The 24294-nt window shown below is 38.1% G+C and carries 23 protein-coding genes; 21 read left to right on the top strand and 2 right to left on the bottom strand.

Annotated elements, in window-relative coordinates; translation table 11 throughout:
- Positions 1 to 29: 29 nt before the first annotated feature.
- The 11 genes from argS (at position 30) to pyrE (ending at position 13508) form a co-directional block, all read left to right on the top strand.
- Positions 30 to 1721: an arginine--tRNA ligase gene (gene argS, locus FGL89_RS01310; protein WP_014974210.1), complete on the top strand. Its 1692-nt coding sequence runs from the start codon at positions 30 to 32 to the stop codon at positions 1719 to 1721.
- A 49-nt stretch (positions 1722 to 1770) separates the two neighbouring features.
- Positions 1771 to 2241: an arginine repressor gene (locus FGL89_RS01305; protein WP_014974211.1), complete on the top strand. Its 471-nt coding sequence runs from the start codon at positions 1771 to 1773 to the stop codon at positions 2239 to 2241.
- Between the two features lie 3 nt (positions 2242 to 2244).
- Complete coding sequence (locus FGL89_RS01300) at positions 2245 to 4311, top strand: PBP1A family penicillin-binding protein (protein ID WP_147000277.1); 2067 nt, start codon at positions 2245 to 2247, stop codon at positions 4309 to 4311.
- 71 nt (positions 4312 to 4382) lie between these two features.
- Positions 4383 to 4736: a YlbF family regulator gene (locus tag FGL89_RS01295; RefSeq protein ID WP_135197362.1), complete on the top strand. Its 354-nt coding sequence runs from the start codon at positions 4383 to 4385 to the stop codon at positions 4734 to 4736.
- Between the two features lie 54 nt (positions 4737 to 4790).
- On the top strand, positions 4791 to 5423 hold the full coding sequence (gene lepB, locus FGL89_RS01290; protein WP_019040456.1) for a signal peptidase I: 633 nt from the start codon (positions 4791 to 4793) through the stop codon (positions 5421 to 5423).
- Between the two features lie 178 nt (positions 5424 to 5601).
- Entirely contained in the window at positions 5602 to 6513 is a 912-nt protein-coding gene (locus FGL89_RS01285; protein WP_147000276.1) for an aspartate carbamoyltransferase catalytic subunit, read from the top strand.
- Positions 6500 to 7780, top strand: a complete 1281-nt coding sequence (locus FGL89_RS01280) for a dihydroorotase (RefSeq protein WP_147000275.1) — start codon at positions 6500 to 6502, stop codon at positions 7778 to 7780. Before FGL89_RS01285 ends, FGL89_RS01280 begins: the two co-directional genes overlap by 14 nt.
- 48 nt (positions 7781 to 7828) lie before the next feature.
- Positions 7829 to 8917 carry a carbamoyl phosphate synthase small subunit gene (locus FGL89_RS01275; RefSeq protein WP_147000274.1) on the top strand — a complete coding sequence of 363 codons (1089 nt, stop codon included), beginning with the start codon at positions 7829 to 7831 and terminating at the stop codon, positions 8915 to 8917.
- Positions 8910 to 12089, top strand: a complete 3180-nt coding sequence (gene carB, locus FGL89_RS01270) for a carbamoyl-phosphate synthase large subunit (RefSeq protein ID WP_147000273.1) — start codon at positions 8910 to 8912, stop codon at positions 12087 to 12089. Before FGL89_RS01275 ends, carB begins: the two co-directional genes overlap by 8 nt.
- A 90-nt stretch (positions 12090 to 12179) precedes the next feature.
- Positions 12180 to 12872, top strand: a complete 693-nt coding sequence (gene pyrF, locus FGL89_RS01265; RefSeq protein ID WP_147000272.1) for an orotidine-5'-phosphate decarboxylase — start codon at positions 12180 to 12182, stop codon at positions 12870 to 12872.
- Positions 12873 to 13508: an orotate phosphoribosyltransferase gene (pyrE, locus tag FGL89_RS01260; RefSeq protein ID WP_147000271.1), complete on the top strand. Its 636-nt coding sequence runs from the start codon at positions 12873 to 12875 to the stop codon at positions 13506 to 13508. It abuts the gene before it with no gap.
- Positions 13509 to 13556: 48 nt separating this feature from the next.
- Here the strand turns inward: pyrE and lexA are convergent, their stop codons facing one another.
- Positions 13557 to 14198, bottom strand: coding sequence for a transcriptional repressor LexA (gene lexA, locus FGL89_RS01255; protein WP_014974221.1), 642 nt, complete (start codon positions 14196 to 14198; stop codon positions 13557 to 13559).
- A gap of 298 nt (positions 14199 to 14496) precedes the next feature.
- Between lexA and FGL89_RS01250 the strand changes: the two genes are divergently transcribed.
- Entirely contained in the window at positions 14497 to 14730 is a 234-nt protein-coding gene (locus FGL89_RS01250; protein WP_172600968.1) for a YneF family protein, read from the top strand.
- Positions 14731 to 14740: 10 nt separating this feature from the next.
- Here the strand turns inward: FGL89_RS01250 and FGL89_RS01245 are convergent, their stop codons facing one another.
- The gene (locus FGL89_RS01245; RefSeq protein ID WP_014974223.1) at positions 14741 to 15388 is read right to left on the bottom strand and encodes a lysophospholipid acyltransferase family protein; all 648 of its coding nucleotides are present in this window, start codon (positions 15386 to 15388) and stop codon (positions 14741 to 14743) included.
- A 62-nt stretch (positions 15389 to 15450) separates the two neighbouring features.
- Here FGL89_RS01245 and FGL89_RS01240 point away from each other — a divergent pair, with 62 nt between their 5' ends.
- The 9 genes from FGL89_RS01240 (at position 15451) to FGL89_RS01200 (ending at position 24278) form a co-directional block, all read left to right on the top strand.
- Positions 15451 to 16215 carry a tRNA1(Val) (adenine(37)-N6)-methyltransferase gene (locus FGL89_RS01240; RefSeq protein WP_014974224.1) on the top strand — a complete coding sequence of 255 codons (765 nt, stop codon included), beginning with the start codon at positions 15451 to 15453 and terminating at the stop codon, positions 16213 to 16215.
- Positions 16212 to 16496 carry a GIY-YIG nuclease family protein gene (locus FGL89_RS01235; protein ID WP_147000270.1) on the top strand — a complete coding sequence of 95 codons (285 nt, stop codon included), beginning with the start codon at positions 16212 to 16214 and terminating at the stop codon, positions 16494 to 16496. The genes FGL89_RS01240 and FGL89_RS01235 overlap by 4 nt, the downstream gene beginning before the upstream one ends.
- 159 nt (positions 16497 to 16655) lie before the next feature.
- The gene (gene rpsB, locus FGL89_RS01230) at positions 16656 to 17432 is read left to right on the top strand and encodes a 30S ribosomal protein S2 (RefSeq protein ID WP_014974226.1); all 777 of its coding nucleotides are present in this window, start codon (positions 16656 to 16658) and stop codon (positions 17430 to 17432) included.
- 113 nt (positions 17433 to 17545) lie between these two features.
- Positions 17546 to 18421 carry a translation elongation factor Ts gene (gene tsf / locus FGL89_RS01225; protein ID WP_147000269.1) on the top strand — a complete coding sequence of 292 codons (876 nt, stop codon included), beginning with the start codon at positions 17546 to 17548 and terminating at the stop codon, positions 18419 to 18421.
- Between the two features lie 155 nt (positions 18422 to 18576).
- On the top strand, positions 18577 to 19302 hold the full coding sequence (gene pyrH, locus FGL89_RS01220) for a UMP kinase (protein WP_014974228.1): 726 nt from the start codon (positions 18577 to 18579) through the stop codon (positions 19300 to 19302).
- Positions 19302 to 19847 carry a ribosome recycling factor gene (gene frr, locus FGL89_RS01215; protein WP_014974229.1) on the top strand — a complete coding sequence of 182 codons (546 nt, stop codon included), beginning with the start codon at positions 19302 to 19304 and terminating at the stop codon, positions 19845 to 19847. Before pyrH ends, frr begins: the two co-directional genes overlap by 1 nt.
- A gap of 314 nt (positions 19848 to 20161) precedes the next feature.
- The gene (gene glyQ, locus FGL89_RS01210) at positions 20162 to 21106 is read left to right on the top strand and encodes a glycine--tRNA ligase subunit alpha (protein WP_041773199.1); all 945 of its coding nucleotides are present in this window, start codon (positions 20162 to 20164) and stop codon (positions 21104 to 21106) included.
- A 1-nt stretch (position 21107) separates the two neighbouring features.
- Positions 21108 to 23165 (top strand): glycine--tRNA ligase subunit beta, encoded by a 2058-nt coding sequence (glyS, locus tag FGL89_RS01205; RefSeq protein WP_147000268.1) that lies wholly within the window; start codon positions 21108 to 21110, stop codon positions 23163 to 23165.
- Between the two features lie 60 nt (positions 23166 to 23225).
- Positions 23226 to 24278, top strand: coding sequence for a Gfo/Idh/MocA family oxidoreductase (locus tag FGL89_RS01200; RefSeq protein ID WP_135197374.1), 1053 nt, complete (start codon positions 23226 to 23228; stop codon positions 24276 to 24278).
- Positions 24279 to 24294 lie beyond the last annotated feature (16 nt).

The raw sequence follows: 24294 nt of genomic DNA, 5'->3' as shown, positions 1-24294 counted from the left end.
TATAATAACAAATAAAGGAATAAGAGCAAATGACAGGAAATAAAAAGGTTGTTGCGGCACTTTTGGATGTGTTGACTGACCTAACAGCAGAACAAATTTCAGAAAAATTAGAATCGCCAAAGTCTTCGGATCTCGGTGATGTAGCATTTCCAACTTTTACGTTGGCTAAAGTACTTCATAAAGCACCACAGCAAATTGCAACTGATATTGTGGCACAAATTAATCAGGATGAGTTTGAAAAAGTTGTAGCAACTGGGCCATATGTTAACTTTTTTTTGGATAAAGTGGCAACGTCAGCTAAAACCTTGCAGACAATTATTGATTTAAAGTCTCATTTTGGTCATAATGATGATGGTGAAGGCAATAATGTGACTATTGACATGTCTTCGCCAAACATCGCTAAGCCTATGTCTATGGGGCATTTGCGATCAACAGTGATTGGTAATGCATTGGCAAATATTACTGCTAAAAACGGTTACGTGCCAGTTAAGATTAATCATTTAGGTGATTGGGGCACGCAGTTTGGTAAATTAATTTATGCTTATAAGACATGGGGATCTGCTGAAGAAGTGAAAGCCGATCCAATTGCGACATTATTGCGCTACTATGTTGAGTTTCATGCAAAAGCTAAGGTCGATGATACGCTAAATGATGAAGGCCGTGCGTGGTTTAAAAAGCTAGAGGATGGCGATCAAGAAGCACATAACTTATGGCAATGGTTCCGTGAGGAATCATTGAAGGAATTTACTGAAATTTACGATCGCTTAGGGATTAGTTTTGATTCATTCAATGGTGAAGCATTTTACAATGATAAAATGGACAAAGTGATTGATTTATTGGAAGATAAAGCGCTTCTTGTTCGCTCACAGGGTGCACAAATTGTCGATTTATCAGGAATTAATCCTAACCTAACACCAGCTATGATTAAACGGTCAGATGGTGCAACGTTGTATATGACACGTGATTTGGCAGCAGCTATCTATCGTAAAGATACTTATCATTTTACTAAGTCACTTTACGTTGTTGGTGGCGAACAACGTGAACATTTTACGCAAATGAAGGCCGTTCTATCCCTGATGGGATTTGATTGGGCTGATGATATTGAACATATTTCTTTTGGATTGATTACTTTTAATGGCAAAAAAATGTCAACACGTAAGGGTGATGTGGTCCTATTGAAAGATGTTTTGGATGATGCACATGACTTGGCATTGAAGCAAATTGAAGAAAAGAACCCAACACTAAATAATAAAGACATGGTTGCTGAGCAAGTTGGCGCTGGCGCGGTTGTTTTTCATGATTTAATGAATGATCGTACAAATAACTTTGACTTTAATTTGGATGAAGTTGTACGTTTCGAAGGCGATACCGGTCCATATGTACAGTATACAAATGCGCGTGCCAAATCTATTTTGCGTAAGGCAGGTCAGATGATAACAACTGGCGACCTGAGTTTGACAGATTCATCAACTTGGGATATCATTACCATACTAAATAATTTTCCAGCTACTGTTAGACGTGCATGGGATCAACGTGAAGCAAGCATTATCGCAAAATATGCTTTGACACTATCTCGTGCATTTAACAAATATTATGCTAATTCCAAAATTTTAACGGATGATTCGCAATTAAATGCACGTTTGGCATTGGTACAATCGGTGACGATTGTTTTGTCAGAAAGTTTGCGTCTGTTAGGTGTTCAGGCACCAGAAGAGATGTAACTCGAATTGTGTCAACATAATTTGGGGTATGTCTAATTAGGAGACAGTAATGATTTCAAAGCAACAACGTCAAGAACTAATTCTTGAAATTATTAGAAATAAGCCAATTGCTAGTCAGGATGTATTGTTAGGTCAATTACTAGAACAAGGTGTCGAAACGACACAGACAACTATTTCTCGTGATATCCGTTCACTTGGTATTGTACGTATTAAAGATGAGAATGGTGAATTAAGATACCAACAGTTATCTGATTCTGATCCAATTGTGGATCCAGTAGTGACACAAAATGCGGTTGATAGCGCGTTATCTGAGTATGCTATTTTTGTTCAACAAGTTCAATTTATGACAATTGTTAAAACAACGGATTCTAGCGGTAATACTGTTGCTGGTATTATTGATGATGCCAATTTACCCGAAGTTGTTGCCACTTTAGCTGGTTTTGATACAATATACGTGACTAGCCCAGATGAAGAAAGTGCCTCAAAATTAACTGCACATTGGTCAACATTAATAGGCTAATCTATGGTTTGGTTTAAAAATACAATGAAGTCTATATATGCAAAATTTAAACCCATTTCAAAAAGATGGCAGTTTGGTCGTTTATTAATTGTGCTCTTTTTGACATCCTTTTTAGCGATGAGTGTTTATTTAGTTGTTGTCGCTAAAACAGCACAGGTGAAAAATTTACAAGCAACGTTATCAAACACTGCAGTAGTTATTGATGATTCTGGTGCTAAGGCAGGTGAGTTATATTCACAAAAAGGGTCATATGTTCAATATGATCATATTTCACAAAATATGCGTGATGCGGTTATATCGAGTGAGGATCGTAATTTTTATCGAGAGTATGGTTTCTCTTTCAAAGGTATTGTGCGTGCAGCTTTATTGAATTTGAGAAATAAGTTAACTGGATCGCGTGTGATTGCAGGTGGCGGTTCAACATTAACTCAGCAACTGGTTAAAAATGCTTACTTGACGCAAGAACAAACGATTAGTCGTAAAGCAAAAGAAATATTTCTGTCTATGCAGGTTGAACAGGATTATACAAAAAAACAAATTATTACAATGTATTTGAATAATGCTTGGTTTGGTCATGGTGTTTGGGGTGTTGAAGATGCCTCTCAAAAATATTTTGGGGTCCATGCCAGTGAGTTAACAACATCTCAAGCTGCTACTTTAACGGCAATGTTGCCGAGCCCAGCACTCTATAATCCAATTGAACATCCAGAAAATGCTAAAAATCGTCGTAATGTTGTGTTGAATACGATGGTTGAAAACAAAAAATTAACAGCGTCACAAGCGCGTGAAGCCAAAGCAACAGATATTATATTGAATGATACCTACGATGATTCAGGTAATTACAAATATCCATGGTTCTTTGATTCAGTTATTCATGAAGCGATTAATACGTATGGTCTAACTGAAAGTGATGTTATGAATCGTGGATATAAGATATATACAACACTGAATCAGCAAGATCAAACAAATTTGCAGGAAGATTTTAAGAATAACGCATTATTTAATTATGATACGGATGCGCAAGCTGCCAGTGTTGTGCTTAATGCAAAAACTGGTGGTGTACGTGCGGTAGTTGGTGGTCGTGAAGCAACCCATACTTTCCGTGGTTTCAACTACGCCACGCAATCAAAACTATCTCCAGGTTCTGCAATTAAACCGATTGTTGTATATGCGCCAGCTTTGGAACGAGGGTATAGTATTGATACTTCGTTACCAAATACCACGCGTACGTTTGGAACAGATAACTGGGAAGTGCATAACGCCTTAAATGTAGAGACAGGTAATGTACCGATGTATTCGGCACTGGCACACTCTTATAATGTACCAACAGTTTACTTACTCAATAAAATTGGTGTTAATGCTGGTTTTGCTAGCGCCAAAAAATTTGGTTTGACTTTATCTGAAAAAGATAAGAGTTTGGCTTTGTCATTGGGTGGGTTAACGACAGGTGTTTCGCCAATGCAAATGGCTCAAGCATACACAGCATTTGCTAATGATGGTGTTATGAGTCAAACACACTTTATTACCAAAATTGTTGATGCAACAGGGAAGGTAATTGTTAAGGAACCAAAGGCTAAGCAAAAGCGGGTAATTAGTTCACGCGTAGCTGATAACATGACACGAATGATGCTTGGTACTTATACAAACGGTACAGGTGCAGGAACTTCGCCAGCTGGATTCACTATTGCTGGTAAGACAGGGACGACTGAAAATCCTAATGATACAGATAATTCACAATCGTCTAAAGATTCGTGGGCGCTTGCGTACACGAAAGATGTTGTCACGTCAACGTGGATGGGACTAGATTCGAAGAGTGAGAATAAAAGCTTACCGTTAGGTTTAACAGCGACCATGGGACCACTTGTGAAAACTTCTTTAGAGCAAATCTTACCTAATACACCAGGTACAAACTTTACCGTTACTAATCCAAATAATACAAGTGATGGTTCATCGTCAACAGGCGGAATGGATTGGTCAAAGATTGGTTCAGACTTTTCAAATGGTGTTGGTAAAGCTGTTGATGGTGCCGGCAAAGTATGGGATACTGTAAAGGGATTATTTGGACAGTAAACGTCGTCTGTTTAATTCTCTAGATAACGCGATGAATGGTTATCAACTATAAAACAAAGGAACTGATATACATGACAGTTAATATTTATGACAACGCTAATGAAATGGCGATAGTTTTGAAAGAAACACAGCAGTATGTGGCTTGGCAATCAGCTTTTGATGCCATTCAAAACGATAATGAAGCAAAAACATTATTTACTGAGTTTCAAAGTATTCAAATGGCTGTACAACAAATGATGCAGTCTCAGCAACAACCTAATCCAGAACAAGAAAAAGCATGGGATGAAGTGGCTGCCAGAGTTCAAAAAAATGATTTAATTACAGTATTACTATCTGCCGAACAGGCATTAAATACATTGCTCACAGAATTAAATGATATTGTTACAAAACCAGTTGCTGATGCCTATGCAACTTTACGTCCTTAATTTTAAGCGATCAGTTAATGATCGCTTTTTGTACATATAAGAGAAAGAAGTATTATGACAAAGCAAATCGTGCAATTTCTAAAAGAGTGGGTTTTGCCCATTGTCACTGCTATTATTATAGTCAGTTTGATTAGATCATTTGTTTTTACATTTGTTCGTGTTAGTGGTGATTCTATGCAACCTAATTTACAAGATAGAGAATTCGTTGGCGTGAGTAAAGTTTCAAAATATAAACGTGGGGATGTAGTCGTTTTTGATGCGCGCCATGAAGATCCAAGGATTAGAACTGGTGAGAAAGATTATGTGAAACGTATTATTGGTGTCGGGGGTGATACTGTATCATATAAAAATTCTGATTTATATGTTAATGGTAAAGTTATTAATCAAAATTTTATTGGTATTAACGAACGTACCCAGGGAACAGAAATGTCTTTTGGTAGTGAGTGGTCATTGAAGACGCTATCTGCAAATCGTGCATGGCAAGCAAAGGATCGTAATCATACTACGGTGCCAAAGGGCACATATTTTGTGATGGGAGATCATCGGTCAGTATCAAATGATGGTCGCTACTTTGGTTTTATTGATAAATCGAGTATTTCCGGTAAGGTAGTCGTACCGTTTTGGAATACAAATAAAACAGCAAAAGCGAACATTAATCAGCACAACAAACATTTTTTTGACAAATGATTTGCACATGTGTTAAAAAAATGATAATATATTTGAAACGATAGTACCTTTAATTTAAGTCCAGAGAGGCTTGCAAGGCAACTAGATATTCAGGGTAGGAGTGTATACTTTTACTGTAATTTTCTAGAACCGTGTGAGTCTCCTGACTTACACGGTTTTTTGTATAAAAAGGAGATTTATGCGTAGTTTTCTGAATATAAATGCACTTCAAAAATCAGATGTGTTAAACTTAGTGCAACGTGCATTAGCTTTGAAGTCAGGTGTACGACCAATCAAGAAAGATTTAACCGTTGCTAATTTGTTTTTTGAAAATTCGACTCGGACAAACAGCAGTTTCCAAATGGCTGAAAACCACTTAGGCTTACAAAGGATAATCATTGATCCGCAAAATAGTTCAATGTCCAAAGGTGAGAGTTTAACTGATACATTGAAAACTTTGAAAGCAATTGGTGTGGACCTGGTTGTGGTTCGTCATTCAATGACAAATTGGTACGATCAAATCTTAACCGATAGTCGTCATGATATGCCTCAACTTGTCAATGCCGGTGATGGGAGTGGACAACATCCATCACAGAGTCTACTAGATCTGGTAACAATTTATGAGCAGTTTGGACATTTAGAAAACTTAAAAATTCGCATTATTGGTGATTTGGCACATTCGCGGGTCGCGCGTTCTAATGCAGAAATTTTAAAAAAATTTGGTGCTCAGGTATCATTTTCTGGACCAGCCCAGTGGCAAACAACAGGATTCGAACAGTTCGGAGATTTTGTGGCAATGGATTCTGATTGGGACAAGTTGGATGTTGTTATGTTTTTACGGGTACAACATGAACGGATTACAAAAACGGAAAATCAAAATTTTTCTGCTAAAAAATATCATGAACAATTTGGCTTAAACCAATCACGTTATGATCACTTAAAATCTGACGCAATTATTATGCATCCAGCGCCAGTTAATCGGGATGTAGAAATTGCTGATGATTTAGTTGAAGCACCCAAGTCTCGTATATTTGAACAAATGACTAACGGTGTGTTTGCGCGGATGGCAATTTTGGAGTATACAATGGAGGATCACAATGCAACTGATTAAAAATGCAAAAATATTAGTTCATGGCAAACTTGTTAAACGCGATGTTTTAATTGATGGCAAAAGAATTGTTCAAGTAGAAGAAAGCATCACATCAGAGGTGCCGACTTATGATGCACAGGGTGCTTTCTTATCAAATGGGTTAGTTGATGTGCATGTTCATTTTAGAGAACCTGGATTTGAATATAAGGAAACAATTGCGACAGGATCTCAAGCAGCAGCACGTGGTGGTTTTACAACAGTACTAGCGATGCCTAATTTAAATCCAGTACCAGACACCCCAGAACGTGTTGCCAAACAAATGACTTTGAATGATCATAATGGTGTTGTTCATATTGCACAATATGGTGCAATATCAGGTGATTTGGTCTCTGATACTGTGTCCAATATTGAAGAGATGGCACATCAAGGCGCAATAGCATTTAGTAATGATGGAAAAGGCGTTCAAACAGCTGATACGATGTTACAAGCGATGATTGCAGTGGCTAAAGTCAATAAACCACTTGTAGCTCATCTCGAAGATGATTCCTTAATACATAGCGGTGTGATGAATGCTGGGAAGCAGGCGGAAAGTTTGAATTTGCCTGGAATTACTGGCTTGGCTGAAAGTACACAACTTGCACGAGATTTAGTTTTAGCGCATGCAACGGGTGTTCATTACCATGTTGCACACGTGTCAACGAAAACTTCAGTGGAGTTAATCCGATTAGCTAAGTTAAAGGGCGTTCATGTAACGGCTGAAGTTTCACCGCATCACTTATTATTGTCAGATAGTGATATTCTAACCGACGATGCATTATTTAAGATGAACCCACCGTTACGTACATCGGAAGACCGGGAAGCAGTTGTTGCTGGTTTGTTGGATGGCACGATTGATATGGTTGCCACAGACCATGCACCACACGGTGCTGAAGAAAAAGCAAAGTCCTTTCTTGAAGCACCTTTTGGTATTACTGGTATTGAAACGAGTTTCCAATTACTTTACACAAAACTGGTTAAGTCTGGGATTATGACGTTAGAAACATTGATTAATCGTATGGTTAAAGCGCCTATTCAGGCGTTTAATCTTGAGGCAACAGCGTCTGTAGCAGTTGGTCAATCAGCAGATCTTGCGTTATTTGATTTAGAGCATAGTACAGTCATTTCGGCTGATCAAATGGCATCAAAAGGTAAGAATACACCATTTATTGGTTGGAAAGTTTTTGGTACGACACTGGTAACTTGGGTTGATGGTCAAATTGTGTACGACCATGCAACAAAAAATAATTAAACACTGTCTTGATGACTTGAAAAACATGTTAATGGGGATAATGGAAAAATGAAAAAACGTTATTTAGTGCTTGAAAATGGTTCAGTTTATGAAGGCGAAGCTTTTGGTGCTGACATTGAGGTTATGGCAGAGTTGGTATTCAACACTGGTATGTCAGGTTATCAAGAGTCGATTACTGATTTATCCTATCGTGGTGAAATGATTGTCTTTACATATCCTTTGATTGGTAATTATGGTGTTAATCGCGATGATTTTGAAAGTTTCCGACCTGCCGCTGCAGCGATTGTTGTTCATGAAATTGCTCGACGTCCAAGTAATTGGCGACAAATGATGAGTTTACCTGAATGGGCAGAGAGCACAGGTATGCCTGGAATTACAGGCGTTGATACGCGCGCTTTAACCAAAGAATTACGTGATAAAGGTGCAATGAAGGCTGCTCTAGTTGATGCGTATTCTGATGATGTTTTGAAAAAATTAGCATTATTTGAGACAGATAAAACGTTAGTTCATGATGCAACCACCAAAACGCAATATCAAAATCCAACAGATGGTGTATCAATTGCATTGATTGACTTTGGTTTAAAAAATTCGATTCTACGTTCTTTGTCGAAGCGTGGTGTGAATGTCATTGTCTTCCCAGCAAACACCGATGCCAAAACAGTTTTAGCTGCACATCCAGATGGCATTCTGCTCTCTAATGGCCCAGGAAATCCACAAGATGTTGCTTATGCCCTACCGATGATACAGACGCTGCAAGAGCAGTTGCCGTTGATGGGTATTTGTTTAGGACATCAATTATTTGCGCTTGCTAATGGTGCTAAAACATATAAAATGAAATTTGGACATCGTGGCTTTAACCACGCAGTCCGTACGCTTTCAAAAGATCGTTTAGATTTTACTTCACAAAATCATGGCTACGCAGTAGATCGTGATGGATTAGATCAGACTGACTTGATTGTGACACATGAAGAAATTAATGATCAAACAATTGAAGGGCTACGATTAAAAAATCATTCAGCTTTTTCAGTTCAATTTCATCCCGATGCAGCACCAGGACCACATGATGCTGAATATTTGTTTGATGACTTTTTGAAAATGATTGCGGAAACGAGCAAGGAGACCACACAACATGCCTAAACGCGAGGATATTAAAAGAGTATTAGTTATTGGCTCTGGCCCAATTATTATCGGGCAAGCAGCTGAGTTTGATTATTCTGGGACGCAAGCTGCACTGAGCCTTAAAGAAGAAGGCTACGAAGTCATCTTGGTTAACTCGAATCCAGCTACAATTATGACTGATGCAGAAATTGCGGATAAAGTCTATATTGAACCCTTGTCCATTGATTTTATTGAACGCATTTTGCGCAAAGAACGACCAGAAGCTATTTTACCAACTTTGGGTGGCCAAACCGGCTTAAACATGGCAAAAGATTTGTCTGAAGCTGGCATACTTGATGAACTCAATATCGAGTTATTAGGTACAAAATTATCCGCCATTGAAGAAGCAGAAGATCGTGAAGAATTCAAACAATTAATGGAACGACTAAATGAGCCGATTCCTGAATCAACGATTGCTACAACCTTGGACGAAGCAATGGATTTTGCCGATACGCAAGGCTATCCTGTCATCGTTCGACCAGCTTATACCTTAGGTGGGACAGGTGGAGGAATTGCTGATACACATGAGCAATTGCTTGATATTGCAGCAAATGGTTTAGATTTATCGCCAGTCACGCAAGTTTTGATAGAACGCTCTATTGCCGGATTTAAAGAGATTGAATTTGAAGTCATGCGTGATTCTCATGACAATGCCTTAGTTGTCGCTTCGATGGAAAACTTTGATCCAGTTGGTATTCACACTGGTGACTCAATTGTTACTGCTCCGGTACAAACATTGTCAGATCGTGAAGTGCAAATGATGCGTGATGCTGCATTAAAAATTATTCGCGCTTTGAAGATTGAAGGTGGTGTTAATATTCAGATGGCACTTGATCCAGAATCGTATAAATATTACATTATTGAAGTAAATCCGCGTGTCTCGCGTTCATCAGCATTGGCATCAAAAGCAACGGGTTATCCAATTGCAAAAATGGCAGCTAAGATTGCGATTGGCTTGACATTAGATGAAATTACAAATCCAGTTACTGGTACAACTAAAGCGGAATTTGAACCAGCATTAGATTATGTCGTTGTCAAAATTCCGCGTTGGCCATTTGATAAATTTGCTACTGCTGATCGTCGTTTGGGTACACAAATGAAAGCAACAGGCGAAGTTATGGCTATCGGACGTAATATGGAAGAGGCCATCTTAAAAGCTGTTCGTTCACTAGAAATTGGTGCTATTGGTCTTAATGATATTACTTTTAGTGATATGACTGATCAACAATTACTTGAAGCTTTAATGCCAGCACGAGATGACCGTCTGTTTATGATTGCTGACTTATTACGGCGTGGAATTTCGGATGAAGTTATTCATGAAAAAACACGCATTGACGAATTTTTCTTGGATAAACTTGTTCATATTATTGAAATTGAAGAAGATTTAAAACAACATATTGGTGATCTAGATTATTTAAAGTACGCTAAGAAAAATGGCTTTGCTGATCAAACAATCGCTGGCTTTTGGGAAATGACTGCTAAAGATATTCGTGATTTGCGCCAAGAAAATAATGTGTTGCCAGTTTATAAAATGGTTGACACGGTGGCAGCTGAGTTTGAATCGCAAACACCTTATTATTACGCCACTTACGAACATGAAAATGAATCGATTGTATCAGATAAAAAGTCGGTTTTGGTTCTAGGCTCAGGTCCAATTCGAATTGGACAAGGTGTTGAATTTGATTATGCAACTGTTCATGCAGTGAAAGCAATTCAGCGTGCTGGTTATGAAGCTATTATTATGAATTCAAATCCTGAAACGGTGTCAACAGATTTCTCAATATCAGATAAATTATATTTTGAACCGCTAACTTTAGAAGATGTTTTGAATGTTATTGATGTTGAACAGCCAATGGGCGTTGTTGTTCAATTTGGTGGCCAAACAGCTATTAATTTAGCCCAACCTTTAGTAGATAACGGGGTACACATATTAGGAACAACTGTAGAAGACTTGAATCGTGCTGAAGATCGTGAAGCTTTTGATCAAGTCATCAAGTCACTACAATTACCACAGCCACTTGGGAAAACTGCAACAACAGTAGCAGGTGCTTTAGCCGCTGCTCAAATGATTGGGTATCCTGTATTAATTAGACCTTCTTATGTACTTGGTGGTCGAGCTATGGAAATTATTGCTTCTGATGACGAATTGCAAGATTATATGCAGCGTGCAGTCAAAGTATCAAATGATCATCCTGTGTTGATTGATTCTTATTTGGTTGGTCAAGAAGCAGAAGTCGATGTTTTGTCAGATGGTCAAACGGCTGTGATTCCTGGTATTATGGAACATATTGAACGGGCAGGTGTGCATTCTGGTGATTCAATGTCGGTGTATCCACCACAATATTTATCACAACGTGTGCAAGACCAGATTGTTCAAGCTGCAATTGCTTTATCAAAAGCCATGAATACAATTGGACTGATGAATGTGCAATTTGTTATTCATGAAAACAAAGCCTATGTCATTGAAGTCAACCCGCGTGCATCACGTACGGTGCCCTTTATTTCAAAAGTGACACATTTACCATTAGCACAATTAGCTACACGTGTGATGTTAGGTGAAAAACTTGCAGATATGGGATTTGAAACAGGGTTAGTACCAGCAGATGATATGGTTCATGTTAAAGCGCCTATTTTTTCCTTTACAAAGTTGCCGGAAGTTGATTCGTTACTTGGACCAGAAATGAAGTCTACAGGTGAAGTTATGGGATCAGATACGACCTTACCCAAGGCGCTATATAAAGCATTTGTAGCTTCTAATATTAAGGTACCAAAGTACGGAAATGTGTTATTTACAGTTGCCGATGCTGATAAGAATGAAACAATTGCTTTGGCTAAACGCTTTGTTGATTTAGGTTTCTCATTATATGCTACCTCTGGAACTGGTGCTACCTTATTGGCAGAAAATTTGCCAGTTGCTATCCTAGATAAAATATCAGAATCTGAAAATAATTCACTTCATGCTTTACGCAGCCAGACGCTTCAAGTTGTAGTTAATACGACTCAAGCCGATGATCATGCAGAATCAGATGGTTTGTTAATTCGCCAAGTTGCAATCGAAAATGCTGTACCATTATTTACAGCTTTAGATACGGTCAGTGCTTTTCTAGATGTTCTGGAAAGTAGAAGTTTTACGGTAAGTGAAATGAAGTAATTTATTAATATGAGTTCAATATTCAGAAGCGACATCACATAAGTCCTGTTCAAAACAGGACTAATAATCAATTGGATGGTGGGAGAAATTATGGTATATCCTGTATTTATTGCATTAGATTTTCCTAATGCAATCACGGCACGACAATTTTTAGCGCAATTTAAAGATATTTCTCCTAAGCCAGCTCTAAAGGTTGGTATGGCGTTATTTTATGCTGAAGGTCCGGATTTTGTTAAAGAGTTACGTCAACAAGGATACACAATCTTTTTAGATTTGAAACTCTATGATATACCAAATACGGTTGGGCAAGCTGTAGCTAGTATTGCTAAGCTGGATGTCCAATATTTAACTTTACATGCAGCTGGCGGTGAAAAAATGTTGCATCGAGCCGTTGAAAATAAAGGGGTAGATTTAAAATTATTGGCTGTGACACAGCTAACATCATTTTCTGAAGAAGACATGCAGCAAACACAATTGACAACAGCTTCATTAAATGAAAGTGTCTTACATTTAGCAAAATTGGCGCAAAAAGCAGGTGTTGATGGTACGATTAGTTCACCTTTTGAAGCACAGATTATAAAGCAGCAAACACATGATAATTTTTTAAGAATTACCCCAGGTATTCGTTTAGCTGGAGATGATGGAAATGATCAAGCACGCATCACAACACCAACGCAAGCACGCCAATTTGGGGCCACTGGTTTAGTAGTTGGCAGATCAATAACCAAGGCTGAAACACCAGTTGCAGCCTATCAACGTGTATTAGCAGAATGGAGTATCTAGATGACCGAATATGCAAAACAAGTTGCACGAGATCTATTAAAAATTGGGGCGGTTAAATTTGCGCCAACAACACCATTCACATGGGCTTCAGGTATTAAAAGTCCGATTTACACTGATAATCGTATGACCATTGGTTTCCCGGAAGTTAGGGAAAACATTTATAACGGATTAGCTACATTAATTAAGGAACACTATGATGATGTTGAGGTAATCGGTGGTGTTGCTACTGCAGGAATACCTCATGCTGCTTGGGTAGCGGATATTTTGAAAAAACCAATGATTTATGTTCGTTCTAAGCCTAAGGATCACGGGGCTGGTCGACAAACAGAAGGTGCAGCGGTTTCAGGAAAAAAAGTTGTTTTGATTGATGACTTAATTTCTACCGGTGGTTCGGTTTTGCAAGCAGCTGAGGCTGTTCGAGCAGAAGGTGGTAAAGTTATAGGTGTTATTGCAATCTTTTCTTATGAATTAGATGCCGCGGATGTTAATTTCGCGGCTGCGAAATTAACATATCAATCACTAACAACATATTCACAAATGGTGACAGAAGCTATTAATAGTGGACATCTTGATGCCTCACAATATACTAGTTTACAAGTGTGGCGAGAAAATCCCACTGATTGGTACAATTATTAAATCAAAAGAGGCTCGTTCAATTTTGAACGAGCCTCTTTTTATAATATATTAATAAATAGCGTCACGGTAAAGGCCAATGACCTTACCAAGAATTGAGACATTGTTTAAAATAATAGGTGCCATGGCGTCATTTTCTGGTTGTAAACGGAAATGATCTGCTTCTCTGAAAAAGCGTTTGACAGTGGCTTCGTCATCTTCATTCATAGCAACGACAACATCGCCGTTGTCGGCATTGTCTTGCTTACGAACAATTACCTTGTCACCATCTAGAATCCCGATATTGACCATCGAGTTTCCCTTAACATTTAACATGAACATGTCGCCATCAAATTGCATTAAATTATCGGGAATTGGGAAGAACTCCGTCGCTTCTTCTTCAACTGCTAAAACAGGTGTACCTGCTGTAACAAGCCCAAGAACAGGAATACGACCAGGAGTTGTTGATAATCCTAGTGCTTCCAATCCGGCATCACTTACTTCAATTGCACGTGCACGTGGTTTTGCAGCATCCTTGAGTAAGTAGCCCTTTTTAACCAAACGTTCGATGTGCCCATGAATTGTAGATGATGAGGATAAACCAACTGCTTCACCAACTTCACGCACTGTTGGTGGATAACCATTTGATAATTGTGCTTCATGGATGAAGCGCAATACTTGTAGTTGTTTACTTTCTTTAATATTGTTTGCCATGATGGGTTAAATTACCTACTTGATTTATTTATATTCTTATTGTATTGTACCGAACTTTATCATATAAATCAAACGTTTGTTCGCTAATTTTATATTTTAATAAATATTTCACTTTAAATCTTTACATTTTCTTTATAAAACATATGATTTGAACGATTTTGTCGTTCATAAGTAGTGAAAATATCTCAACTTTTCCTTCATAAAATATTAAAAATTAAGATGATAATTAGCGGTGTATCTACAACTTGAATTATGTTATAATACTTTTTAGACAATAATTAAGGGGAAAACTATGACTATAGGTATCGGATTTGTGATCTTGATTGCTGTCTTGGCTTTGGCTCTTGGGTTAGTGGCTGGTTTCTTTCTGGCACGTAATTCAATGAAGAATTATTTGGCAAAAAATCCGCCCATCTCTGAAGAAATGATGAAGTCAATGATGATGTCAATGGGACAGAAACCATCACAAAAGAAGTTAAATCAAATGATGGCTCAAATGAAGCAACAAAGTGCTCAATCACAAAAAAAATAAGCCTAGTGGCTTATTTTTTTTCAGATGATGATTGTTCTTTTGGATCGACATATTGCCAATCGGGATCAATTTCACGGTCTAATTGATCAAAAGCATCTTGCATCTTTTTTGTGTATTTGGCAATGCTCTCAGCATTAAACTTTTCACTTTTATCAAATACAATTGGTTCACCAAAATTAATTGTTGTGTTATTACGTTTGAATAATTGACGGAATAACACAGGACCCTGATAAACAGCGGGAACTATAGCTTTACCAGACATACGTGCAATAAGTAGTGAACCAGACTTTAAGTCTTTGTCATGACGGGAACCTGACGGGAACATGATCAATGATCGTTGCCCAGTTTTAAGTTCACGAACAGGAATTTTAATGACACTGGGGCTAACGTTTTTGCGGTCAACTGGAAATGCACCAGCAGACGTAATCAACCAAGCTAATGGTCGGAATTTGAATAATTCAATTTTTGCCATGAAAATAAAATGTTTAGGATATGCCGCAATAGCATACCATATGGGATCCCACCAACTACGGTGTGGACCGACTAAGACATAATTGTCATTTACTGGTATACGGTCTCGATTCATATATTTGATGCGTCCGTTAATTGACCAAATCAGACCAACTGCAATACCACGTAGAAAATCATAAAACTTCATTATTTATTCACCTCATATCAACTATCTCTATGTATTTTACACGATAAAGCGAGAAATTCACAATGATTGAACCAATTCTTAACAAAGGCGAGCGAATTGATGGACTGCCTGCACAAAATATTCATATTATTCAAAATCCAGATATGTTTTCGTATTCTTTAGATGCCATTTTACTAGCGCATTTTGCGGGAATTAAAGGAAAAGGTGCTGGATTAACAGTAGATCTCGGTGCTGGAACTGGCGCAGTTGGTCTGTTTTACGCACCAAAAGTCACTGGGAAGATTAAGCTAGTAGAAATCCAACCAGAATTAGCTGATATGGCAGCACGTAGTATCGTCATGAACGGTTTAGAAGAACGTGTCAGTGTTTTAAAGTCAGATATGAAAGCTATTTTCGATGATATTGCACCCGGATCTGCGGAAACTGTACTTTCGAATCCGCCCTATTTTCCGCTAAATGAAACCACAAAAACAAATAAGGATGAACACTATGAATTAGCAAGACATGAATTGACGATTGATTTACCTGGATTAGCACAAGTTGCAAATAAGTTATTGAAAAACAATGGTAAATTTTACATGGTACACCGACCAGAACGATTAAGTGATATATTTGCTGCCTTGTCGGCACGCAAATTGATGATTAAGCGCATAAGGTTTGTCTATGGTAAAGTTGATCGCGAAGCTAATATGGTATTAGTCGAAGCTATTAAATCTGGACGCCCTGGTGGCGTTCGCATTTTACCACCGATTATAGCTTATACGATGGCCAACGATTACACTGCAGAAGTAAAAGAAATTTTGTATGGAGCGTCATGGACTAAATGAAACCTTACTTTTTTTATGTTTTATATACTGCTGACGGCTATTTTTATGGTGGTTTTACCGATGATGTGTCTCGTCGTTTTAAAGTTCACGAAGCAAGAAAAGGAGCCAAGTTTACGCGTGTAAAATCAAGGCATCCACTACGATTAATTTATTCAGAACAATTTGAGACAAAGAGTGAGGCGCTACATGCTGAAGCCAATTTTAAAAAATTGACACGACCGAAAAAGGAAGTATTTTTAATCATGCATGATATTAGTCCAAGTATTTGGCGCCATGACTGAATTTATTTAACAAAAATACTTGCGTTTAATTTGAAAATCACGTATAATTTTAGCTGTTGCAAATTGCAATAAATACACACGACAGACGAGTTCATATAGGTGCAGAAATGTCAATATGAATGTCGAATTTGTCGGCGGAAAAACCTAGGAGGCCATAACATGGCAGTTATTTCAATGAAAGAACTCCTCGAAGCAGGAGTTCACTTCGGTCACCAAACACGTCGTTGGGACCCAAAGATGGATGAATACATCTTTACAGAACGTAATGGTATTCATATTATCGATTTACAAAAAACAGTTAAGCTTGTTGATGAAGCTTATAACTTTATTCGTAACGCATCAGCTGATGGCGCCAACGTTTTGTTTGTTGGTACAAAGAAGCAAGCTTCAGACGCTATTGCTGAAGAAGCAACACGTGCTGGTCAATACTTCATCAACCACCGTTGGTTGGGTGGCACTTTGACTAACTGGAATACAATCAAGTCACGTATCCAACGTCTTAAGGACTTGGAAGCAATGGCTGAAGATGGTACTTTCGAACAACTTCCTAAGAAAGAAGTTGTGTTGCTAAATAAGCAACGTGAAAAGTTGAATAAGTTCTTGGGTGGTATCAAGGATATGCCTGGTTTGCCAGATGTATTGTTTGTTGTTGACCCTAAGAAGGAAGAAATTGCCGTTAAGGAAGCCAACATGTTGAATATTCCTGTTGTGGCTATGATTGACACGAATGCTAACCCAGACGTTGTTGATGTTAAGATTCCTGCAAATGATGATGCTATCCGTGCTGTACGTTTGATCACTGCAAAGATGGCTGACGCTATCGTTGAAGGTCGTCAAGGTGAAGATTCAGCCCCTGAAGATGCTTTTGTTGAAGGTGACGAAAACACAGAATCTATCGAAGAAATTGCTAACATTGTTGAAGAAGGCAATAACTAATTATTTTAATGACACTTGCCGTTCCTGCGGACCTGTTTGGGACGCGGAGCGGCATTTTTGTTTGATCAGAACATGTTATAATAAAAATATCAATATTTTAGAGGAGCAATACAATGGCAATTACTGCTGCACAAGTAAAAGAATTACGTGATAAAACATCTGTTGGTATGATGGATGCTAAGAAGGCCTTGGTTGAGGCCGAAGGTGATTTGGATAAGGCAATTGACCTTCTCCGCGAAAAAGGTATGGCTAAAGCCGCTAAGAAGGGTGACCGTGTTGCTGCTGAAGGTATGACGCATGTTGCTGTACAAGGTAACAAAGCTGCAATTATTGAATTGAATTCTGAAACTGATTTCGTTGCGGGTAATGCTGAATTTAATGATTTGTTGAAGTGTGTAGCTGATACAATTGTTGAATTTGCACCTGCTGATGTTGAAGCTGCTTTAGCATTAGAAGTTGAACCAGGTCAAACTTTGAATGATAAAATCATTGGTACAACACAAATCACTGGTGAAAAAATTACGTTGCGTCGTTTTGAACTCGTTACAAAGTCAGATTCAGAAAACTTTGGTGCCTATTCTCACTTGGCCGGTTCAATATCAGCTTTGGTTGTAGTTGATGGTGCTTCAGAAGAAGCTGCTAAAGATATTGCAATGCATGTTGCCGCTATTGCACCACAATATGTATCAGATTCAGAAGTGCCAGCAGAAGTAGTTAATAAGGAAAGGGAAGTGCAACTCGCTTCTGAAGACTTAGCTGGTAAACCTGATAATATCAAAGAAAAGATGGTTGAAGGACGTATTAAGAAGTTCTTGGCCGAGATTTCATTATTAGATCAAGCATTCGTTAAGAATGGTGATCAAACTGTTGCACAGTTTATCGAATCAAAAAATGGTTCAGTAAAGTCATTTGTTCGTTATCAAGTTGGTGATGGTATTGAAAAAACAGTGACTGATTTGGCTGAAGAAGTTGCTAAGCAATTAGGTTAAGACGTAAGTGACCAATTTTCTGGTAATATGCGTCGTTAACGTAAAAAAGCGCAGCGACTCGGAAATGGTATTTCCTGAAAAGTGCGTTATAAAATAACGCACTTTTTTTGTGGCAATTTTTGGTATAATTGATTAGATAGAAAATGAGGTAAATCATGACTGATATTAAGTACAAACGCGTTTTGATTAAACTTTCCGGCGAAGCATTAGCTGGCGAGAAAGGTCAAGGGATTGATCTGGAAACGGTTTCTGAAATTGCGAAGGCTTTAAAAGAGGTGCACGACCTTGGTACACAAATTGCTATCGTAGTTGGTGGTGGTAATTTATGGCGTGGGGAGCCTGCTTCAAAAATTGGTATGGAACGCTCACGTGCTGATTATACTGGGATGTTAGGTACAACCATGAATGCGCTAGTATTGCAGGATGCATTGGAACGTACTGGTGTAGATACGCGCGTACAAACAGCAATTACAATGCAACAAATTGCTGAACCATATATCCGTGGTCGTGCTATTCGTCACTTGGAAAAAGGACGTATTGTTATCTTTGCAGCAGGTACGGGTTCACCTTATTTCTCAACAGATACAACAGCCGCATTACGAGCAAACGAAATTAATGCGGATGCTATCTTAATGGGTAAGAATGGTGTTGATGGCATTTATGATTCTGATCCTAACAAAAATACTAATGCTGTTAAGTTTACTGAATTGACACATTTAGATATTTTGAAAAAAGGCTTGAAAGTTATGGATTCAACGGCAAGTTCATTGTCAATGGATAATGATATGCCACTTGTGGTCTTTAATTTAAACAAAACTGGCAACCTAAAACGAGTAGTTTTGGGTGAAAATATTGGTACAACAGTTACAGGAGGAAAGTAATGGCTTTTGATTTAACAGATGCTAAAACACGTATGCAAGGTGCACAAGATGCATTGCAACGGGAATTAGGCAGTATTCGTACGGGACGCGCAAATCCGCACATCTTGGATCGTATTGAAGTAGAATACTATGGTGCAATGACACCATTAAACCAGGTTGCTTCAATTTCAGTACCTGAAGCACGTATTTTGCTAATCACACCTTTTGATAAAACAGTTTTAGATGAAATTATTCGAGCAATAAATGTTTCTGATTTGGGGTTGAATCCAGCATCAGATGGTAACGTTGTGCGATTAGCAATTCCACAAATGACTGAAGAAGGTCGTAAAGACTTGGCAAAACAAGTAAAAGCTGAAGGAGAGAAGGCAAAAGTCTCTGTCCGTAATGTACGTCGTGATGCAATGGATAGTGTTAAAAAGGATAAAGAAATTCCTGAAGACGATGCTCGCAATGCAGAAGATGATATTCAGAAGTTGACAGATGATAATATCAAAGCAATTGATATGATTGCTACTGAGAAAGAAAAAGAATTATTAACAATTTGATTTCTAGATTGTAATGAGTATTACTGTTATTTATCAGTGCTTGACGTACTGATGGTTACAGTGCATAATAATAGATATTAAAGTTTGTAAACGTTGAAGTCATGTGGCGATGATGGAGTTAGCAGACAATTCGAGTGTCTGCAGTGTATGCAGGAAATCAGGTGGAACCGCGCGTAAGCGTCCTGATGTCAATCATTTTGACATCGGATAGTTTACAGCGGTTTTTTTGATGCTGTAAAAAGCTGATGGATGGCTTTGCTGGAAAGATGAGAATGGTGCTACAATGGCACAATTATTTAGAAAAGGAAAATAAAATGACAAATAATAAACTATCACTTCAAGATATTATTTTAAATTTGCAACAGTACTGGGCAAATCAAGGTGCAAATTTGATGCAGGCTTATGATAATGAGGTTGGGGCTGGAACGCAGTCACCGTATACATTTTTACGTGCTAATGGTCCTGAGCCATGGCATGCAGCCTATGTACAACCTTCACGTCGTCCAGCTGATGGTCGGTACGGAGATAACCCAAATCGTTTGTTCCAACACCACCAATTTCAAGTTGTCATGAAGCCATCACCATCAAATATTCAAGAATTATATCTAGGATCTTTAGAAGCGTTAGGTATTAAGCCACTTGAGCATGATATTCGTTTTGTTGAGGATAATTGGGAAAACCCCTCAATGGGTGCTGCTGGTATCGGGTGGGAAGTTTGGCTCGATGGTATGGAAGTGACCCAATTCACGTATTTTCAACAAGTTGGTGGTATTGAAGTTGACTCGGTAACTGCTGAAGTAACTTATGGATTAGAACGCTTGGCATCCTACATTCAAGATGTACCTACTGTGTACGATCTTGAATGGGGAAACGGTGTCCTCTATGGTGATATTTTCAAAGAACCTGAATTTGAGCATTCAAAATATGCGTTTGAAGAATCTAATCAAGAAATGTTATTAAAACATTTTGATGAGTTTGAAGCAGAAGCAACCCATTTGCTCTCTCTGGGTCTTGTTCACCCAGCTTATGATTATATTTTAAAATCATCTCATACGTTCAATCTGTTGGATGCACGTGGTACAGTTTCAGTGACCGAACGTGCAGGATATTTACACCGTATTCGAACAATGGCACGTAAAGTATCAAAGGTATTTATCGAAGAACGTGCAAAACTAGGATTCCCGTTATTAAAAGACACTGACTTACGTGATAAATATATTGGCGAAAATGGTAAATACGCAGTGAAGGAGACAAAGTAATATGTCAACATTTTTATTAGAAATTGGCTTGGAAGAAATGCCCGCACATTTGGTTAGTAGTTCAGAAGCACAATTAATTGCGCGCGTTCAAACTTTTTTGGCAGATCACCGCTTATCTGTTGGTGAAATCAAGCCGTATTCTACGCCACGTCGGTTAGCTGTACAGTTAATTCAGGTTGCTTCTCAATCGGAATCGCTATCAGAAGAGAAGCGTGGGCCTTCAATTGATCGTGCAAAAGATGACAATGGTGATTGGACAAAGGCAGCACAAGGATTTGCAAGAGGACAAGGTGGCACACCAGAAGATTTTGAAGAACGTGATGGTTACATATGGTTAACTAAGCAAACTGCAGGGGAAGATGCTGCAGTAATTCTGAAAAAAATTGGTGATGAAGTTGTATCACAAATGAAATTTTCAACTTATATGAAGTGGGCTGATAATAATTTCCTGTATGTTCGACCAATTCGCTGGCTTGTAGCATTACTTGATTCAGAAGTGATTGATTTCAATATTTTAGATGTGTCTACAGGTCGTATCACGCGAGGACATCGTTTCTTATCTAACGAAAATGTTGAACTTGCTAATGCAGATGTATATGAAAAAACATTACAAACCGCTTCAGTGATGGTCAATGCTGATGAACGAAAAGCACAAATTCGTCAGCAATTAGAGACAATTGCTTCTGAACATGATTGGGTACTGCAGCTTGATACATCAGCAGCACAAGATTTACTAGAAGAAGTTAATAATATTGTTGAATGGCCAACGGCATTTTCAGGTAGTTTTGATGATAAATATTTGCAGATACCTGATGCAGTACTGATTACCTCAATGCGTGAACATCAACGTTTCTTTTTTGTGACAGATCATAAAGGGAAACTTCTACCTCATTTTTTGTCGGTACGTAATGGAAATGATCAGCACTTAGATAATGTTATTGCTGGAAATGAAAAAGTTTTGGTTGCACGTCTAGAAGACGCTGAATTCTTTTACCATGAAGATCAAAATAAGACAATTGCTGATTATATGGGCAAAGTGAAAAAATTAGTTTTTCATGAAAAAATAGGGACAGTGTATGAACATATGCAACGTGTTAGCCAGCTTTCAGAATATTTGGCAGAACATTTAGCATTTACTTCAGAACAAAAACTTGATTTAGCTCGTGCGGCAGATATTTATAAATTTGATTTAATGACAGGTATGGTCGGTGAATTTGATGAGTTGCAGGGAGTTATGGGTGAACATTACGCCAAGTTATTCGGTGAAAAAGATGATGTTGCTAAAGCAATGAGTGAACATTATATGCCTACTTCGGCTAATGGGGAAGTTGCACAATCCGACATTGGCGCTGTACTAGCAATTGCCGATAAGCTTGACTCAATTGTGACATTTTTCTCAGCTGGTTTGATTCCATCAGGTTCAAATGATCCTTATGGCTTACGTCGTGCAGCCACTGGTATTGTGCGCACATTACAAGATAAAAAATGGCATGTTACGCTAACACCTCTATTGGAAAATTTCGTATCGCATACTTCTGATGTGACAAATCAAGCTGATTTGTCAGCTATTCATATGTTTATTTTAGACCGTGTGCGTAAAATAGCTATTGATAGTGGTATCCGCCAAGATCTTGTAGCTGCTGGCACTCATACCACGACAAGTGATGTTGTTGCTGTAGCAGATCGTATTCAAGTTTTATCACAGCATGCCGAAGACGATAATTTCCGTGATGTGATTGAGGCATTAACTCGTGTATCACGTTTAGCTGTTAAGCAAGTGATGAATGATGCTGTTGATGAGACACTTTTTGAAAATACTGCTGAAAAAATATTGTATGAAGCAACGCAAAATATTGATGTATCTGCACTGGTATTACAAGGTGCAGAAGCAATTTACGAGGTGTTAGCTAAGTTACAAAAACCAATTGCAAATTATTTTGATGTTACAATGGTTAATACAGAGCAAGTTGTTGTAAAAAATAACCGCTATGCGCAGTTGAATATGATTAATCGAGTGATTAATGAGTTGGGTGACTTATCGTTGATTGTTATTAAATAGGGGGTAACATTGTAAACTGAAACACCACACGGTTGAATAGAAATCTAGTGAGGATCTGTCATGATAAATATTGCTTACGTTGGTTTTGGTAAAAGTACAAATCGTTATCATTTACCTTATTTAAAGTTGCGTTTAGATCATTTTAATGTACGTCGTATTATTACACCTACATTAGGTAAAAGAGCAGTTGAACAGGCTGCTTGGGAAGCGACAGGCACAATTTTCTCCACAGATATTGAAGACATTGTTAATGATGATAAAGTTGATTTAGTTGTTGTTGTCACACCCTCAGCCAGCCATTATCAAATAGCAAAGACATTATTAGCTGCTGGGAAAAACGTGATAGTTGATAAGCCGATGGCGACTAATTATGACGAAGCCAAGACATTGGTTAATCTTGCTAATAAAAATAATGTTTTGTTAATGCCTTATCAGAGTCGTCGATTTGATAGTGATTTCTTAACTGTGAAAAAAGTACTAGCTGATGGCTATTTGGGTCGTCTTGTGGATCTTGAAGTACACATGGATCATTATCGTCCCAATGATGGGCTACAAAACGGTTCGTCAATTGATGGGGCATTGTACGATCATGGTGTACATTTAATCGATCAAGTGGTTAGTTTATTTGGTAAACCAAAAGCTGCCACTTATGATTTGCGCTCAGCACGTATCTTGGATAGTCAAGTCACTGACCAAATTGAAGTCAATTTGTTTTATGACAAAGCTTTCAAAGCAACCGTTCAAACAACGGAAGTAGCGGCAATACAGTATCCAAAATGGCAGTTGCGTGGTACCAAAGGGACATTTATTAAATATCAAGTTGATGAACAAGAGAATGATTTGAAAACTGGTATACTACCCGGAGAACCTGGCTTTGGTTTGGATGTACCGCAAAATTATGGTAAACTCGTTTACTTCAATCAAAGTGGTGATCGCATCGAAAAATATATACCAAGCGTATCAGGTGATTATGGTCGCATTTATGACAATATCTTTGACACTTTGACCACGGGAAGCAAAAAGCTCGTCAGTGATGAGCAGATGTTAACAGTTATGCAGTTATTAGATGTGGGTCAGCAACATATAAGTCCACATACTGAATTTTTTTCATGATAAAAGGTTAAAATAA

This window comes from Leuconostoc carnosum, assembly GCF_007954525.1.
In the GTDB taxonomy this organism is placed as follows: domain Bacteria; phylum Bacillota; class Bacilli; order Lactobacillales; family Lactobacillaceae; genus Leuconostoc; species Leuconostoc carnosum.
The sequence above is the reverse complement of the archived record's forward strand: the minus strand, read 5'-3'. Positions and strand labels throughout refer to the sequence as shown.